This window comes from Rhizobium sp. AQ_MP, from assembly GCF_014237835.1.
Classification (GTDB): domain Bacteria; phylum Pseudomonadota; class Alphaproteobacteria; order Rhizobiales; family Rhizobiaceae; genus Allorhizobium.
This window is the reverse complement of record NZ_JACJVI010000013.1, coordinates 80,831-98,318: the sequence shown is the minus strand read 5'-3', so window position 1 is coordinate 98,318 and position 17,488 is coordinate 80,831. Positions and strand designations below refer to the sequence as shown.

Annotated in this window: 13 protein-coding genes; 5 read left to right on the top strand and 8 right to left on the bottom strand. The window is 60.0% G+C overall.

Features of this window, described 5'->3' with window-relative positions; translation table 11 throughout:
* Positions 1-3 precede the first annotated feature (3 nt).
* From H6M51_RS18015 to H6M51_RS18000, 4 genes are read left to right on the top strand one after another with little or no spacing between them, the layout of a single operon-like run.
* Positions 4-996, top strand: a complete 993-nt coding sequence (locus H6M51_RS18015; RefSeq protein WP_185811205.1) for an ABC transporter permease — start codon at positions 4-6, stop codon at positions 994-996.
* Positions 993-2,003, top strand: a complete 1,011-nt coding sequence (locus H6M51_RS18010; protein WP_185811204.1) for an ABC transporter permease — start codon at positions 993-995, stop codon at positions 2,001-2,003. The genes H6M51_RS18015 and H6M51_RS18010 overlap by 4 nt, the downstream gene beginning before the upstream one ends.
* A complete protein-coding gene (gene rhaM / locus H6M51_RS18005; RefSeq protein ID WP_185811203.1) occupies positions 2,000-2,323 on the top strand; it encodes an L-rhamnose mutarotase in 324 nt (107 codons plus the stop codon). The genes H6M51_RS18010 and rhaM overlap by 4 nt, the downstream gene beginning before the upstream one ends.
* Complete coding sequence (locus H6M51_RS18000) at positions 2,320-3,705, top strand: FGGY-family carbohydrate kinase (protein ID WP_185811202.1); 1,386 nt, start codon at positions 2,320-2,322, stop codon at positions 3,703-3,705. The genes rhaM and H6M51_RS18000 overlap by 4 nt, the downstream gene beginning before the upstream one ends.
* Before the next feature lie 525 nt (positions 3,706-4,230).
* On the opposite strand, the gene H6M51_RS17995 is transcribed toward H6M51_RS18000, so the two are convergent.
* The 5 genes from H6M51_RS17995 to H6M51_RS17975 all read right to left on the bottom strand — a co-directional run bounded on the left by H6M51_RS17995 (position 4,231) and on the right by H6M51_RS17975 (position 10,629).
* Entirely contained in the window at positions 4,231-5,211 is a 981-nt protein-coding gene (locus H6M51_RS17995) for an ABC transporter ATP-binding protein (RefSeq protein WP_185811201.1), read from the bottom strand.
* 4 nt (positions 5,212-5,215) lie between these two features.
* Positions 5,216-6,040 carry a carbohydrate ABC transporter permease gene (locus H6M51_RS17990; RefSeq protein ID WP_185811200.1) on the bottom strand — a complete coding sequence of 275 codons (825 nt, stop codon included), beginning with the start codon at positions 6,038-6,040 and terminating at the stop codon, positions 5,216-5,218.
* Positions 6,037-6,900, bottom strand: a complete 864-nt coding sequence (locus H6M51_RS17985; protein ID WP_185811199.1) for a carbohydrate ABC transporter permease — start codon at positions 6,898-6,900, stop codon at positions 6,037-6,039. The genes H6M51_RS17990 and H6M51_RS17985 overlap by 4 nt, the downstream gene beginning before the upstream one ends.
* A gap of 65 nt (positions 6,901-6,965) precedes the next feature.
* Positions 6,966-8,240 (bottom strand): ABC transporter substrate-binding protein, encoded by a 1,275-nt coding sequence (locus H6M51_RS17980; RefSeq protein ID WP_185811198.1) that lies wholly within the window; start codon positions 8,238-8,240, stop codon positions 6,966-6,968.
* Between the two features lie 64 nt (positions 8,241-8,304).
* Entirely contained in the window at positions 8,305-10,629 is a 2,325-nt protein-coding gene (locus H6M51_RS17975) for a family 78 glycoside hydrolase catalytic domain (protein ID WP_407073595.1), read from the bottom strand.
* A 149-nt stretch (positions 10,630-10,778) separates the two neighbouring features.
* On the opposite strand from H6M51_RS17975, the gene H6M51_RS17970 reads away from it, so the two are divergent.
* On the top strand, positions 10,779-11,804 hold the full coding sequence (locus H6M51_RS17970; RefSeq protein WP_185811197.1) for a LacI family DNA-binding transcriptional regulator: 1,026 nt from the start codon (positions 10,779-10,781) through the stop codon (positions 11,802-11,804).
* A 540-nt stretch (positions 11,805-12,344) separates the two neighbouring features.
* Here the strand turns inward: H6M51_RS17970 and H6M51_RS17965 are convergent.
* From H6M51_RS17965 to H6M51_RS17955, 3 genes are read right to left on the bottom strand one after another with little or no spacing between them, the layout of a single operon-like run.
* Positions 12,345-13,205: a hypothetical protein gene (locus H6M51_RS17965; RefSeq protein WP_185811196.1), complete on the bottom strand. Its 861-nt coding sequence runs from the start codon at positions 13,203-13,205 to the stop codon at positions 12,345-12,347.
* Between the two features lie 3 nt (positions 13,206-13,208).
* Positions 13,209-16,397, bottom strand: a complete 3,189-nt coding sequence (locus tag H6M51_RS17960; RefSeq protein WP_185811195.1) for a VWA domain-containing protein — start codon at positions 16,395-16,397, stop codon at positions 13,209-13,211.
* A gap of 13 nt (positions 16,398-16,410) precedes the next feature.
* Positions 16,411-17,397, bottom strand: coding sequence for a hypothetical protein (locus H6M51_RS17955; protein WP_185811194.1), 987 nt, complete (start codon positions 17,395-17,397; stop codon positions 16,411-16,413).
* Positions 17,398-17,488 lie beyond the last annotated feature (91 nt).

Here is a 17,488-nt window from a genome sequence, read left to right as displayed (position 1 = left end):
ACCATGCAGAAACTGCTCAAAAACCGTGAAATGCTGCTGGCCCTGATCATCATCGGCATGATCCTCAGCTTCACCACGCGCGCGCCCAATTTCGCCACGCCGGAAAACCTGGTCACGATCTTCAACGACACCTCGATCCTGATCATCCTGGCACTCGGCCAGATGGTCGTGATCCTGACGAAGTCGATCGACCTGTCGGTCGCCGCCAATCTCGCCTTTACCGGCATGGCGGTTGCCATGCTCGACAGCGCCTATCCTGGCCTGCCACTCGCCGTCCTTGTTCTCATTGCAATCGGCATTGGGGCGGCGCTGGGCGCCATCAACGGCTTCCTCGTCTGGGCCCTGCAGATCCCGCCGATCGTCGTTACACTTGGCACGCTCACCATCTATCGCGGCATGAGCTTTGTGCTCTCGGGCGGTGCATGGGTGAATGCACATCAGATGCAGCCGGACTTTCTCGGCGTGCCGCGCCTGCCGGTGCTGGGCTTGCCGCTTCTCTCCTGGGTCGCGATCGCAGTCATCCTGCTGATCGGCTTCATCCTCGCCCGCACCCCCTTCGGCCGCTCGGCCTATGCCGCAGGTGGCAATCCGGTCGCCGCCATCTATGCCGGCATCGATGTTGGCCGAGCCCGCTTCCTCGCCTTCGTGCTCTCGGGCGCGCTTGCTGGTCTCTCGGGCTATCTCTGGGTCTCGCGCTACGCCGTCGCCTATGTCGACATCGCCGCCGGTTTCGAGCTCGACAGTGTCGCGGCCTGTGTGATCGGCGGCATCTCGATTGCAGGTGGCATCGGCACTGTGATCGGCACGGTGCTCGGCGCCCTCTTCCTCGGCGTTATTAAGAACGCCCTGCCCGTGATCGGCATCTCGCCCTTCGCGCAGATGGCGATCTCTGGCATCGTCATCGTGCTCGCCGTCGTCTTCAATGCCCGCGCAGAAGCCAAGAAGGGCCGTATCATCCTGCGCGACCGGGCAGCCGGAAAGGAGGTGACCGCATGAGCACTGCAGCCGAACAGACAAAACGCGTCATCCCAGACCGCCTTGAGACACCGTTGCGCCGACTGCTTGGCAGCTGGGAGGTTCTGCTCTTCTGTGTAGCGGTCGCGATCTTCATCGCCAATTCGCTGGCCTCGCCTTATTTCCTCAATGCCTGGAACCTGTCTGACGCCACCTTCAACTTCACCGAAAAGGCGCTGATCGCCTTTGCCATGGCGCTTCTGATCATCGCCGGCGAGATCGACCTCTCGGTCGCCGCGATCATTGCGCTCGCCTCGACCGCCATGGGCTATGCGGCGCAGCTCGGCGTCGGCGCGCCGGGTCTCGTCGCGATCGGGATTACCACCGGCCTTGCCTGCGGTGCCTTCAACGGCCTGCTGGTTGCCGGCCTGAAGTTGCCCTCGATCGTCGTGACGATCGGCACGATGAGCCTTTTCCGCGGCATCTCCTATCTAGTTCTCGGCGACCAGGCATTCGGCAAATATCCGCCGGAATTTGCCTTCTTCGGCCAGGGCTATGTCTTCTGGGTCATCTCCTTCGAATTTGTCCTGTTCCTGGTGATGGCCGTCGTCTTCGCCATCGTGCTGCACCGAACCAATTTCGGCCGCCATGTCTATGTCATCGGCAACAATCCGCACGCCGCACGCTTCTCCGGCATCCCGGTCGAGCGCGTGAAGTTCGTTCTCTTCCTGCTGACGGGCCTGATGAGCGGCATTGCCGCCGTCTGCCTCACCTCGCGCCTCGGCTCGACCCGCCCCTCGATCGCTCAAGGCTGGGAGCTTGAAGTCGTCACCATGGTCGTGCTCGGCGGCGTCTCCATCCTCGGCGGTTCGGGCACCATCGTTGGCGTCGTCATCGCCGCCTTTGTCATGGGCCTCGTTACCTTCGGTCTTGGCCTTCTCAACGTGCCGGGCATCGTCATGTCGATCTTCATCGGCCTGCTCTTGATCATCACCATTGCCCTGCCGATCATCGCCCGCCGAATCAAGCATGCGAGGAACGCGCAATGAGCGAAACCGAACGCCACGTCTTCAAGATGAAGCTCAATCCCGGCATGGAGGCAGAATACAAAAAGCGCCATGACGAGATCTGGCCCGATCTCGTCGACCTCCTCCATGATGCCGGGATCAGCGACTATACGATCCATCTCGATCCCGAGACAAACCTTTTGATCGGCGTTTTGACGCGCACAAAGACGCACAAAATGGCCGATCTTCCCTCTCACCCGGTGATGAGGCGCTGGTGGGCGCATATGGCAGACATCATGGCCACCAACCCCGACAACTCCCCTTGGGCGGTGGATCTGAAACCCGTCTTTCACATGCCATGAGCCAGTCCTTCGAACGCATCGCCGTCATCGATATCGGCAAGACCAATGCCAAGGTGGTGCTGGTTGATGCCACAACGGGACAAGAGATGGCCGTCCATAAGACGGCAAATGCGGTACTGTCAGGCCCGCCCTATCCGCATTTCAACACGGAACAGCTCTGGGCTTTCATCCTGCAGTCATTGTCGAAATTTGCGCGGGAACCAGGGTTCGATGCCCTCTCCATAACCACCCATGGAGCAAGCGCAGCCCTGCTTGACGCAACGGGAGCGCTCGCACTGCCGGTGCTCGATTATGAACATCTCTACGCCGACGAGATAAACAGCGCCTATGACGCTTTGCGGCCAAACTTTAGCGAGACCTACTCGCCCCGCCTGACAGGCGGCCTCAATCTCGGTGCGCAGCTGCACTATCAGCGGACCTGCTTTCCGGAAGACTTTGCCCGGGTTTCTACCATCGTCACCTATCCGCAGTATTGGGCATTGCGAATTACGGGCGTGGCGGCCAACGAAAAGACATCGCTCGGTTGCCATACAGACCTCTGGCTCCCCTTCGAGGGCCGCTTCTCGCCGCTCGTCGACGCGCTCGGCCTCACGGGCAAGATGGCGCCAATCCACTCGGCGTTTGATGTTCTCGGCGAGATCCGCACTGACATCGGCCGCGAGATCGGACTGTCGAAACCTGTTCCGGTTTATTGCGGCATTCATGATTCGAACGCCTCACTCCTGCCGCATCTGGTCGATCGCACGGAGCCCTGCACCGTTGTTTCCACCGGCACCTGGGTGATCTGCTTCGCGCCAGGCGGACAACCCTCCAGGCTCGATCCAGCCCGTGATACACTGGTCAACGTCGATGCCTTTGGCACGCCCGTACCGTCGGCCCGCTACATGGGCGGACGCGAATGGGAGGTGACGACCGCAGAAGTCTCCTCAGTCGCTCCGGAGGCAGCATGGGCCGCACTCGACGCAGTTCTTGCCGGCAAGAGCATGCTGCTACCCGGCACGGTGAAGGGCACCGGCCCCTTCCCACTGGCACAAGGCAAATGGATCGCCGAGCCAGCCGATGCCGCTGAGCGTCGAACAGCCGCCAGCCTCTACCAGGCCCTGATGACCGCGACGTGCCTGGAGATGATCGGCTCCAAGGGAGAGATCATGGTCGAGGGACCCTTTGCGACAAATCAGATATTCCTCGCCGGTATCCGCAGCCTGACAAACCGTACCATCCTGACCTCCACTTCGCAGACCGGAACCGCCCTCGGTGCTGCGATCCTCGCGGGACTGCGGCCTGAACATTCCCTATATCGGGTCGAGCGAACAATTCCCGGCCTCAGTCACTACGCCAAAGCATGGCGAGACCAGGTTGCGCTGACCTATTCAAATGATTGACCGCATTTATAAGTATGGCTAGTTGATGCTTGGGCCTTTGGACTGGATGCAAACTCACGCGCTTCGGGTCTGCGCCCGAGTCTTGTTCCAGTCTTGGGTTGCCTCCAGCGGCCTTCGGTTGCTGTAATCGGGCATCAGCAGGTGTTGTGGTGCGACCATAAAAGCTCACAAGAGAGCGAGAGCCCGGACGGTCAATGCCTCGTGGTCGTGGATGCTGGCCCGCAATCTCCGCCTGGCCGTCTCCGGAAACGGCCATTTCCTGATGACATGATCCATGGGAGCTTTGTCAGACACCGGTTTTGCAAGCATCTCGCGGCTGCGGACCAGGCTCATCTTGTCCAGGGCGAGATCTGAGACGGCACGCCGCAACCAGGCATTCCCCGCCTCCGCCTCCTGCAGGCGCTAACCTGTTCGCCCTTCAGACAACCGTCATCCGCTCATAAGCCAAAGTTCAATCATGTTGACTTTCGAGCCAACACCATTGGCTCCATTGGCAGCAATAGCGACCAACCTGGGTCTTTTAAACTACAAGAATCGGTGTTCCTTGCCGCTCATCGGTGAGGCATGGACCACCTCCCCGGATGCGATCTCGAAATCACCGGTAACGCGGGCAACGATCTGCTTCAGCGTGGGGTGATCGAGGTAGACCACGGTATCTGCGCCCAATCGTTCGATGTGGCGGACCCGCCCCTGCCATTTGCCCTCGCTCTTCGACAGAACGAGATGCTCGGGGCGGATGCCGTAGGTGGCGCAATCTTCTGCGGCGGCAACCTCGCCATCGTAAAGGTTCATTTTCGGCGAGCCGATGAAACCGGCAACGAAGGGGCTGACGGGGTTGTTATAGAGGTCCATCGGCGAGCCGACCTGCTCGATACGTCCTGCGTTCAGGACTACGATCTTGTCGGCCATGGTCATCGCCTCGACCTGGTCGTGGGTGACGTAGATCATGGTGGCGCCGAGTTTCGAATGCAGGTCGGTCAGTTCCATCCGCATCTGCGAACGAAGCGCTGCATCGAGGTTCGAGAGTGGCTCGTCGAACAGGAAGACCTTGGGATTGCGGATAATCGCACGCCCGATCGCCACCCGCTGGCGCTGCCCGCCGGACAGGGCCTTTGGCTTGCGATCGAGGAGATGGGTCAATTGCAGGCTCTCCGCCGTCTTCTCGACCTTCTCGGCGATCTCGCTCTTCGGGCGACCAGCGAGCGACAGCCCGAAGCCGATGTTCTCGCGCACGGTCAGATGCGGATAGAGCGCATAGGATTGGAAGACCATGGCGATCCCACGCTTCGATGGCTCGGCGTGGGTCACATCCTCGCCGTCGATGACGATCTGGCCCGAACTCGACGTTTCCAAGCCCGAGATCATCCGAAGCAGCGTGGACTTTCCACAGCCGGACGGACCGACAAAGACGCAGAACTCGCCCCTTTCAACAGCCAGGTCGATGCCCTTGATGACCTCGAGGCTGCCGAAGCTTTTGCGGATCTCCTTGAGAACGACACTGGTCATGCGACTATCCTTTGACGGCACCGGCGGTCATGCCGGCCACGATCTGTCGGTTGAAGAAGATGTAGACGATAAGCGGTGGGATGGTGACCAGCAGGATGTTCATGAAGAGCAGATTGAACTGGGTCTGGAACTGGCCCTGGAAGTTATAGAGCGTGAGCTGCACCGTCACGTTTTCGCGGCCCGGCAGATAGTAGAGCGGGTTGGTGAAGTCGTTGAAGATGGTGATCGACTGCACGACGATAACGGTCACCGTGACCGGCTTCAGAAGCGGCAGGATCACACGGAAGAAGATCTGCAAAGGCGTTGCCCCGTCGATCAGCGCCGCCTCATCGAGGTCGCGGGGGATGGTCGCGATAAAGCTGCGGAACAGCAGAACCGAGAAGGCGAGACCATAGGCAACCTGGATGAAGATCATGCCGGTGATCGTCTTGAACAGACCGATGGACTGCAGCACCCAGATTGTCGGTACAACCGCCGGCGGAATCATCAGACCGGCCAGGACGAAACCATAGATCACCTTGTTCCAGCGTGAAGGGCGTCGCTGCAGGACATAGCCCACCATGGCGCCGAAGAGCACGAGCAGTGTCACCGCAAAGACCGTGATGACAGTCGAGTTGAAATAGGCAAGCAGCAGGAGATAGTTGCGGGTCTCCAGCACCTGCAGGAAATTTTCCCACAACTGCCATTCAACAGGCCAGGTGAATGTCAGGCGCGAGGCGTCCTGACGTGTTTTAGCTGCCGTCAGGAAAATGAATATGAAGGGTAGGATGAAGATGATGGACGCAAGTGCAAGCGAGACTATGCCTGTGTAGAGCTGACGACGGGTCATAGATCCACCTCCCGACGATTGAACCACGCTGTCAGTGGCAGAATGATCAGCGCAATCAACAAGAACAGGACGACATTGCCCGCCGTCGAGAGACCGTAGAAGCCAGCCTGGTATTGCTTGTAGATGACGCTCGCCAGCACATCCGAGGAGAAGCCTGGGCCGCCTCGGGTCATGGCCCAGATGAGATCGAAACTGCGAAGGCCGCCGATGAGTGACAGTGTCACCACGGTGACGGTGGCCGGACGCACCAAGGGCACCGTGACGCGAAAGAACATCTGCGTGCGGGTGGCACCGTCGATCCGTGCAGCCTCATAGTAGTCCTGGCTGATCGTTGCGAGACCGGCAATATAGATCAGCGTCGCAAGACCGACCCCTTTCCAGAGATCGACAAGGATGACCGAATAGAGCGCCAGCGAAGGATCGGTCAGCCAGCCGGGACCTGGAAGCCCGACAGCATTCAACGCCACATTGATCATGCCGTTCGTCGGGTGCATGAGCACCGCGAAGGTGATGCCAACTCCGATGGTCGACACAAGGACGGGAAAGAAGACCACCGTCCTCAAAAACCCCTGAGCCCATATACCCGATGTCAAAAGCACTGCGAGCAGCAAGCCAAGGATGGATTTGGTGGCCGACGTTGCCATCGCATAAATGAGCGTGTTGACCGTGCCCTGGATCAGGAAAGGCTCCCGCAGGAATTGCCGGTAGTTCTCCAGGCCGATGAACTCGGCCGAGAACAGGTCCCACCGCGTCAGACTGAACCAGAAGGACGCGAATGTCGGAGCCAGGAACAGCACCGAAAACACGATGGCAGCCGGCAGCACGAACCAGTAGGGATAAGGGGATTTCTGCGTGACCATGTCTCTTCTCCGATGCAGACCCCGCCCGGACCTGGGAGACCGGACGGGGTTCGACTGGCGGGAGGTTACCAGTTCGGAAGGCCGAGTTGCTTGGCCTGCTTTTCGACATCTTGATCATAAAGGGCGGCCGCTTCGGCAGCCGAACGAATACCGGTACCGACCTCAACCGTGATCTGCTCGAGAGCTGGGCCTTTGACCGGAGAGAGGAATTCGAGCGCAGGGGCCGTGCCACCCTCGGCTTCGAAGTAAGGCAGCATGTCCTTGACGGCCTGCGGCACATCTGCGGGAAGCTGGCAGTCGTTGATCAGATAGGGACCCGAGGGAACAGCCTTCGCCATCAATTCGCAGGCTTCCTTGGAGGCAACCCAATCGAGGAATTTCTTGGCTTCTTCGCCATTCTCGGCGCTGGACGGACTGTAGAGCGCAGATGGCATCCAGATAGTCAGGCCATTCTTTGCGGCGTCATCGCCCGGCTGTGCGAAGAAACCGAGATCAGCCAGATTGTCCGGATAGTTTTGTGCGACATTGCCGATCCCGAAGGTCAGCATCGGATAATGGGCCGCCTCCCCCGTCGCCACCATACGCATGCCATCATCGAACTTGGCAGCTCCAAAATCAGCGTTGAACAATCCGGCTTGGCCGGTCTGCTCGAGGCGCTCGAAACCCTTGGCCGCCGCGGGTGTCGTTGCGAATTTCGCCTTGTTGTCGGTAAAGTCCTTGGCGAAGCTTGGGGCTGCGGCGTTGACGTTGTAGTAGTCGGCCAACACGAAGAGCTGGGACGTCCAGGTGTCACCATAGGTCTGAGCGATGCCGACCTTGCCAGCCGCCTTGACCTTCTCGCTGTTGGCGATGAAGTCGGCCCAGGTTTTTGGCACTTCCAGCCCGAGTTCTGCGTAGATCTTCCTGTTGTAGAAGATACCGCCGCCCATGGCCGGACCAAAGGGAACGCCTCGCACAGAACCGTCGGCCGCACTGACGACCGAGCGAAAACTCTCGGCAATATTGCCGGCATTCGGCATGCCAGAGAGATCCGCCAGCGTCTGCTCCGGCTTCAGCGCCTGGAAGAGCGAACCTGAATTGTACTGGAAGATGTCGGCCATCTCTCCGGTGGCAAGGCGGGTCTTGACAATGTTGTCGCCTTCCGCCCCACCTGCGCGGTTCTCGATGTCGAAACTGATATCAGGACGTTTCTCGCTGTAGGCCTTGGTCAGAACATCCAGAAAACTTATTGTTTCAGGATTGGTATCAGCCAGGATGGTGAGCGTTACGTCGGCATGGGCGGCACTCGCCAGAAGACTGGCAAGCGATGCGGCCAGAATTGTTCTTGCAGTCATTCTCATGGTCGTTTCCTCCTCTATTGACCACTTGATCATTCACTGGCTGCGGGCAGCGCCCGCGGCCATATCAGATGCTGAACGTGATGATGTGCTCGCCTGCCTTGAGGCTGATGTCCATCTGGCTTTCGACGGACTGTCCATTGACCGAGACGTTGCTGCGAATGCTCGATGCCTTCAGCGACGCGTCGACCCCTTGCGGAAGCACGACGCGATAGGTCACCTGATCTCCCATCAGGCTCCACTCGGCTTCGATCCTCCCTTGCCTCACATCGTGCCAGGCCTTGACGGGCGACAGCGCGGGCAAAATTGCCGGGTCCAGCTCGATGCTTGAAAAACCTGCCCCCTCAGCCGTCGGCTTCAGGCCAGCGACATCTTCAAACAGCCACTGGCAGACGGCGCCATAGGCATAATGGTTGTAGCTGTTCATGTCCGGATCGTAGATCGAGCCGTCCTCGGCCACCGCGTCCCAACGCTCCCAAATGGAGGTTGCGCCACGCTCGACCTGATAGAGCCAGCCCGGTACCTTGCGATTGAGAAAAACCTTTTCCGCAAGATCAAGCATGCCAAGTTCAGTGAGCGCTGGCAGCAACGCGGGCGTGCCGATAAAGCCTGTACCGATGACGCCATCGGTTTCCTCGACCACGCGGCGGAAATAGGCCTTGCCCGCCTCCTTGTAGTCATCGGGAACGAGATCATAGAGGAAGGCCAGCGCCCACGAGGTCTGGTCGTTGTGCGCTATCCGGCCGGAGGGCGAGAAGAACTCTTTGCGGAAGGCGGCACGGATTGCATTTACACGCTCGTCTAGACGGCGCGCCTCGTCGTCCCGGCCGAGTATGCGAGCGATACGGGCGGCGAGCTGCGTCGAGATGAAATGGTAGAGAGTGGCCGCACAATCGTCAGCGACGGTCGGCCTTGGCTTCCTGTTGTCACCGACGGGCTGCAGCCAGTCGCCAAAGGTGAAGCCGTGGTCTCCCCATACCGCTGGCGGACGGATGATAGGACCATCCGATATACCCCAGAGATAGTCGAGCCACTTGATCATCGCCGGGAAGCATTCGGCCAAGACCTCCCGGTTGCCATAATGCATGTAGAGCTGCCAGGGGATGATGACGATCGCATCGCCCCAACCGGTGGAGCCGGCCCAGTCGCCGCGCTCGTCGATGGGATGGAGTCGCGTCGGATCCGGCGAGAAGTGCGGAACCGCACCATTCTCCCGCTGGTCATGCATCACGTCGCGCAGATACTTGATCAGGAAGCGTTCACTGTCGGCCAGCCAGCAGGCGGTGCCTGCGAAGACTTGTGCGTCTCCCGTCCAGCCGAGGCGTTCATCGCGCTGCGGGCAGTCGGTCGGGATTTCGATGAAGTTCGAACGCTGTGACCAGATGGTATTTTCCACGAGCCGGTTGACCGCGGCAACGCCCGTCGTGATTCCACCAGTGGCGACGGGCACTGAGCTGATCGGCACCATCTCGATGGAAAGGAGGCTTACCTCCCCTTCGAGCGTCACGCGCGCATACCGGAACCCCATGAAGGTAAAGAGCGGCGCATAGGTTTCCTCACCTTCGCCAGACAGGATGTAACGCAGCTCGGCGCGAGCGCTGCGATAATTGCGGTTGTCGAAGACCTTATCCGGTCCAAGGATTTCGGAGTGCTCGACACGGACCGATGCGCCTGCCTTGCCAGTGACACGCAGCCGGATATAGGCGCCGGCATTCTGACCGAAATCATAGAGGTTCCGGCCTTCGGCATCCTGCCAATGCTCGATCGGCGCGAGCGGTGCGAGCTCCTTCACGGCGTCTGCCTCGTGTGGCACGAGCAGGCCCTTGTCAAAATCGAGCAGGCTGACCCCGGCTTCGGCAACAGGCCGTATGCGGGCATCATAATCTTCGCCGAAATAGATACCGTTGCGCGTAACCGGCGAGAAACCGCTCTTCCAGCTTTCGTCAGTGACCAGCAGCGCTGCGCTGTAGGCCTCGATTTCGGCGATGGCAGCAACGCGGTCACCCCAGCAATTGAAGATGGGATTGGAGGCCCAGAGCAGCTGGCTGCGGTACCAGCCATCGCCAAGCCAGATCTCGATCCTGTTTTCACCGACCTGAAGAAGCTGTGACACCTCGTAGGCCTGAAAGGCGATCCGGTCATCATAGCAGGTCCAGCCGGGTGTCAGCAGATCCTCACCAACGCGCTTGCCATTGATAAAGGCGCGGTAGAGACCGAGCGCGGAGATCCTCAAGGTTGCCGTAGTAGGGAGGCTATCCACCTGCCAGGACGTCTGTACGAAGGTGCCGGCCGCCCCCTGCCCCTTGTCAATCTCGGGCGCAATCATCTCAGCCCGCGCAAATGGCTGACTGTCGGATGCCAAAATAGAGCCTGCCAGAGAGGGCCTGTCCATGGTGTCTCTTCTCCCGCCGACGCATACCCACCAGGCCGCACCGATCATTTTGTGTATCGTTCTATGTATATCATTCTACAAACTCGTTTGCCGCGCAAGCGCTTTTTGCATATAGTGGATGCAAGGATCATGCGCAGACGGGAATACCGATGGAAAAACAGAAGCTTGGCTCATCGACTGATCGCGTGACGATCCGCCATGTCGCCGAGCATGCGGGCGTTTCGGTGGCCGCTGTGTCCAAGGTTCTGCGCAATGCCTATGGTGTATCAGAGGCACTGCGCACCAAGGTCGAAAACGCCATCGACCTTTTGAAGTATCGTCCGTCGACGGCAGCACGCGCCATGCGTGGCAGGACTTACACTGTGGGCATCCTCGTCGTGGAACTCACCAACCCGTTCGTCCCGGTTCTGCTTGAAGGGATCGACGCCGGGCTCGAGAAGGCCAATTACAAGGCTATGGTCGGCGTCGGCCGCGCGGCCTCCAAGCTTGAGACATCGATGATCGAGTCGATGATCGACACGAGGATGGATGGCCTGGTCCTGATCGGGCCGCAGATCTCAGGAAGTGTGGTGGCGCACTATGCGACCCAGATCCCCATCGTCGCCATTGCCCATCATGAACCCCAGGCAACCTTGTACGACACGGTCAATTCGGACGATTTCGTGGGCGCGCAGATGGCCATCGAAGCGCTGGCATCCCGGGGCTACAGCGACATCGCCATGCTGAGCTATAACAGGTCGGACAGCCCCGGTTCGGTCGTCGCGGCGCAGCGTGAGGCGGGATATAAGGCGGCCATGGCTGAGATCGGGTTGGAAGACAAGACACGGATCATCCGCCACCCCCACCCAAGCGAGCCCAGGGCGAGGGAACTGGCCGCCCTCCTCTCTTCGAAAGACAGACCGCGCGCGATCTTCGCGTGGTCCGATCTCGATGCAATCCCTCTGCTCGCAGCCTGCCACGGGGCGGGCGTGGAGGTCCCCGGCTCGCTTGCCGTCATCGGCTATGACGATTGTTCGCTCGCTGGACAGCCAGCCGTCAGCCTCTCCAGCGTCAACCAGAACCCATCTGAGCTTGGAGCTCGCGCGAGTGAGTTGCTGCTCAGCCGCATCGAAGGACGTGAAGAGGCGCAGCATGTGGTGGTTCAGCCGAAGGTCGTGATCCGCCGCAGCATATGACTTTGTCGAACCGACAATGTGCCAACCCAATACCGACGGGCAACCTTGCTTCAAAAGCTCACTCGGAGCGGACGACTATGGCGACACAGATGAAGCGGTACGCAAAACGCTAGCTTCACCTCCGGCTTGGCGCTCGGCAGCGGAAACAATTGCCGCTCTCCCGCCATGTTGACGTCGGCCCAAAGCCAGGGCACAAAGATGGCATCCACGGTCGCTCGCGGTAGGAAAACACAGGTAAATCAAAGGCAACTTTGCTAAGCCTTTGAAATTATGTGAGAATATAGGCTCTCCAGCGGACGATTCTAGGTCGGTTTTCCGCGAAAATTCGGCGGCTGTTTTTCACAGAAAAGCGACGTCTTCTCAACAACTTGAAGAATGATGAGGGCCGCTCATCAGGCCATCCTTCGTCCTGAAACGGGTCTGGTAAAATCGGCTAGGGACCTTCATTCCCACGCGGTCGGAGCGATATGTGGCTGGCTGAATCACAGATCCTTGCTCTCCCGCTCGCCTCGTTTTTCGGTGTACTCACAATCGCTCAGATCAATCAGAAACCCTGACCCAATGGTTACGACTGATCATGCGGCAGTTGGCACTTCCGCCCAGCACGGCGGCGGCTTCCTTCGGCAAAACGATCTGAACAGTAGAGACATGCTCGATCTCCGTCTCACTCTTGAGCGTGAGGCGCCAGGTCATCTTGCTGCCTGCCCCCTGCCCCGCGGGCATCTGGCCGAAAAGCTCAGGAAAGACTTCGGTCGTCCAGGCATTCTCCCCCGCATTGCGCCAAGCAATCGAGCTCAGCCCTTCGGCCGACAGTCGTCGAGACATTTCAAGCTGGTCGGGATGGAACGGCGTCTCGAAATCGAGTTTTCGCGGCGCCAGCCATTCTGCTGGCAGGGCACCAGGCGACTTCGGAAACGCCTGTTGCATCAGGCTTGGGCAACCTTCAAGCCGCGTGTCACCGAGACGCGCCTGCCAAAGACCGGACTGCGGCTCGATATTGTGGAAAAGTTCGATTGGCGGCTGTCCGGGTGGAAGCTCTTCCGGCTGGCGCTCTTTTTCCGGCAACTCAATCGGCAAGCCGGGTGGCAGGCAGTGGCTTGGACCCGTGTAGATAAAGCCATCACTTTCAGCGCCGAAACCGACGAGGACCCTTGGCAGGTCCGTCCGTGCGATCCATGTGCCCTGACGTCTTCGCGCGTCGACGACGAGAATAGAATCGGACTGAGGCGACGCACCAAAGAACGTCTCCATGTCGCGCTTTACCTCCCGGTCAGGGGAAATGAATTCCGCCTGTCCGTCTGCATCAATGGAGATCACAGGACTGTTGCAACCGCCAGCGGCGAAAGAAACAGAGGCAGTCGCCAGAAGGACGAGGCTTGTCGCAAGGATTTGGCGGCGCATGGTTCAGTTCCCCCTGACTATGGAAAGGGCGCTGTCGAATTCGGCAGGCGCAAGGGTTCTTGGAGCAGATGACGCATAGGTTCCGATTTTCAGGTTTTTGCGGATGAGATCGAACTCGTCCGTCGAAATGTAGGGTGTGAACTCGCAGAGCATCTGGGCCTCCCCGGCCTCAAGGCAATTCTCTCCACCTGGCTGATTGAGACCGATGAGCTTGAAATTACCGGCGGGATCGCGATCCCAGAACCAGGTGGAGACCCGACCGTCTGGCAGCCTGCGCCCAACCTCGACCGACCAGAGCGCCGGCAGCTTTCCAGAGAGCGCAGGATTGGGGTGGGCGAAGTCACAATCTGCGTCGCCGCAACGGCGCAGAACCTGACCTGTGGTCAGCGTGAACTGGAGGGTCTGCAGCACTCGTGCAAGCTTTTCATCTCCCCTGTCGGGATCCGCACATAATTGCCCAACCCGTGTCAGGACACAGCCCTGATTGCCAAGCGGCCATTCCCTCGGATTAAGCCAGAGCGAATGGGCTGAACCCGCCTGCTCCGCAAATTCGGCACGCGGGAACGGGGCGGAAGGCTCCACCTCAGCCACCCAGTTCTCCGGCAGGTGGAAGAAGAGGTTGCTCAGCCCATCCCGTATGTCGCAGTTTGGAACCGTCCGGTCACCTGGCAGGCATCGATAGGGGTAGTCCGAAAATGCCTTGCCGCCAGCCTCCATGCCGTTCTCGCAGGCGTCAGGACCATGTCCGTCATCGTCGCCGCAGTCATTGGCGGCGCTGTTTTGTGAGGTGCGTGGCGTGGCGTCCAATGCCCCAACGAGCGCTTCCAGCATCGCCTGCGTTTCGGCATCCTGCCCGGCGAGGCCCTGTCTTACACTGGTCGCGATGTCCGGCGCAGATGCGGAGGACTGCCCCTTGCCATTTTCCGCGACAGGCGGGATGACAAAGTCATTCTCGGCGCCGGCGATGACATCGACCACTGCGCGGTATTCCGGCTCACCAGTCGTTGTGGCTGTCACCTCATAGCGCCCAGGCACAAACTCTCCCTGCCCGACGGTCAACTCCTCCTGCGGCGCCCAGGCATCCATTGGAATGCCCGGGCCCACAGGGACTGCAGACCACCAGAGAGGTCGCTGCGGCAGGTTTTGAGGGATACGGAAGCTGGCTGTCACTAGAGCAGCCGTGTCCTGCCTTGTCTGCGCATTTCCGGAAGTCGGTTGGCCTAATGGGCGGGCCTGCCACTTCAGCGTGGTGCGAACGAGCTGATAGGCGGCCAGAACCTGCGGATCTGCGCTCTCAAACATGCAGAACTGGCCGAGAGCGCCCACATTTTCGCATGGGCCGTTCATGGCGGTCCACTGGCGTGGGCCAAGGACCAGCGCGTCGTCTGTATCCTTGCGGAAGAAATTGACCCGCGGGGGAAAAACATCGCCTGCCGCTTGAGCACCGCTCGTGTATCCCTCGGTCGTGGGATGATCCGTCCACCAGCCTGCGGGCAGCATAAAGGAAAGACCGGTGCGAGCATCGGTGACGGAGCAAGGCGCGGGCCCCTCGCAAGAATAGGCAACATCCTCGCCCACATCGGTGGCTGCGCCGGGGCCGGCGTCAGCCTTTTTCTTCGGTACATCACCTGCCGATCCCGTCGCATCCGGCGTGCCGACGTCGAAGGAAAGGCGCGCCTTTTCCCTGCGCTCACCAGACGCATCGTAACCCTTGTAGACGAGATCATAGGTGCCTGGTTCGGCCGGCGCAGTCAGAGGCTGGCCCGCAGCAAGTTCGCTGAGTGTTCGGCCCCAGTCGATCTGGTTTTCGCCCTGCCAGATCTCGATTCGGTCGCTGCGCAACTGACTGCCTGTGGTTTCAATTCCGATCGGGGCGCCCGGTGCGACGACAGATGGAGCCTTGAGCGTTACGACAGGGCCCGTCTCGACAAGGATTTCCATTTCGTCGAGCTTGTCTCCGCCCCAGGTTTCCAATCTGAGAAGATAGGTACCAGGTGCGGCAAGCTCGATTGCAGCGTCCTTGGCGCCTTTGGTTCCTTCAACCGTACTATAGGTGATAGCAGTGTCCGGAGTGACGTTCCCGATCGGGTAGAGCCTCAAGGCGAGCGCTGCGCCGCCCGTCTCGCTTCCAGCTTCAATGACGCCGAGCTCAATCTGCGCAACGCCGACCGCATACGGTCCCCGGTTCACCATACCGGCCTTGCCGGGCTCAATTGCCGCCGCCTCTAGAGGACGCACAAAAAGGATTGCATCCGTCTTAAAACCGGAAACCCAGCCGTCTTCCGGCGGCAATTCCGCCCAATCCATTTCCGTCGAATAGCTGAAAAGACGGCAGCGGGGTTCTTCGACGAAATAGCTTCCGGGCGGTTCGAACATCCAGGCTGCAGTTGCCACATCGGATTCAGCCAAAGCGCGGCATTCTTCGGCTGTACCGTCGCGGGGGAAATCGGGCTGCTGCGGGGTTGCAACTTCAGGCCCGATCGACTGCCCTGTCGGCTGAAGTTGAATTCTGGGCATGAGTGGGCGGCCCGGGAAATGGGTGGTCTCTAGCGGCGGCGCCATGGTCATCGCTTCGCTCAGTGCATCGCTGAGCGCGCCGGCATTTGCCGCCTCAATGTACCGCCCGCCCGTGTTTTCGGCGAGGCAGGCGACTTGGGCGCCCTCTTCCTTTGACAGCCCGAAGCCGACCACATGGGCAGTGAAATTGACGCCTGCCGCCTCCAGTTCCGAAGCCAGCGCACAAGGGTCCGCCTCGCAGGTCTCCAGACCGTCAGTCACGAGCACGACGGTTGCACTTTCCTCACCATAGCGCAGCGCCTCGGCGGCCTGCCTGACGGCTGCCGACAGAGGGGTCTTTCCAAGAAAGCGCATTTCATTGACCGCGCCGACGACCGTTTCACCAGTGTTTTTGCCCGGCGGCACCAGAAGCTCGATATCTCCGCAATTGCCCTTGGAGCGGTGACCATAGGCGATCAGCCCGAGTTCCTGCTCCGCCGGCAGACGGGTCACCACGTCTGCTACCGCCTCGCGGGCGATTTCGAGTTTCGGCCGACCGTCGATCTGCCCCCACATGGAGCCTGATCCATCCATGACGATGATCGTGCGTGGCGCGTCTTCGGCCTGCCCGGTCGGGATTTGAACAAGCAGGAGTCCTGCAAGCAGACTGCCGGTTTGCAGCAAAGCGTTTTTCATGAATCTGTTCCTCTCAAGCCGATGCCACGAGGGGGCGGACAGGTGTCTGCCGACCCGATGCCCAGCTTGCAGCCTTGCTGCCGATGTCTCTGAATTTTCCCGAGAGGTCCTGGAGACGTGCCCGCCATTGCGGATCCGGCACCTGTCCATCCGTCGTCTTGAAATAGACCTGCAACATGCAGGTAACTGCGAGCGGTTCGAGTAAAGCCGCCTTGAAGGCCCAGGCGAAGAGCAGGGCAAAGACGAAGCCGCCCGCGCCAAACGCGCCGGGCATCAGATAGACGAGGGCAGCAGCAGGCGCGAGCGCCAGCAGGAACACGACGAAGGAGAGCCCGTAGATCATGACCGCGAGCCAGGCCGCGTTGCGCAACATGGTCTTGTAGTTCTGGCCATAAAGAACCAGAGCCTCTTCCGCCGAAGCCCAGGGATTGGTTGCACGGGTTCGCAGGGCGTGGGCAAGGATCACTTCGTCCGTAAAGCCGACAGCGATCTTGAGGAAACTTCTGAAGAAGCGGGCTGCCGTATCAAGGCCGGGGATGGGCAGGAGCGACGCGATACCCTCAATGAGCCCTGCAATGGCGGCAATCACACCTTTCACGAGCTGGTCGATACCGAAAAGCACGCTGGCCTCGGTGAAGCGTTCGCGCACCATCCGGCTGCCATGGCTCACCTGCCCTTCGCCCGCAGGCAGCGCTCGATCGTCCATCAGTTCCACGAGCACGGCGATATGCCCCGCCTTGACGAGATAGAGCAGATATTCCCGCAGAAGATAGAGGATCGCCGCCACGAGGCCAAAGCCAGTGAGCCCTCCAAGTGCCGTGCTGGACGCCAGGAAATCTGCATCTCCGAACTGGCCAACGCCATAACCGATCGCGGCCCCCGTTCCGGTCGCGATCACATAGGCGCAAGCCATGGCGAAATAGACGGCCATCCGGAAGAGAAGAAAGGGAGCCGTGCGCGCCATAAGCGACAGAGCTCTGGATAAACTGAAATTCCACATAGAACTGGATCCTTAAGAAGGTCACGAAGGAGCATGTCCTGGCAAGGGAATGCCTGCCAGAACAGACAGTAGATTTCGATGAAGCGTCGGT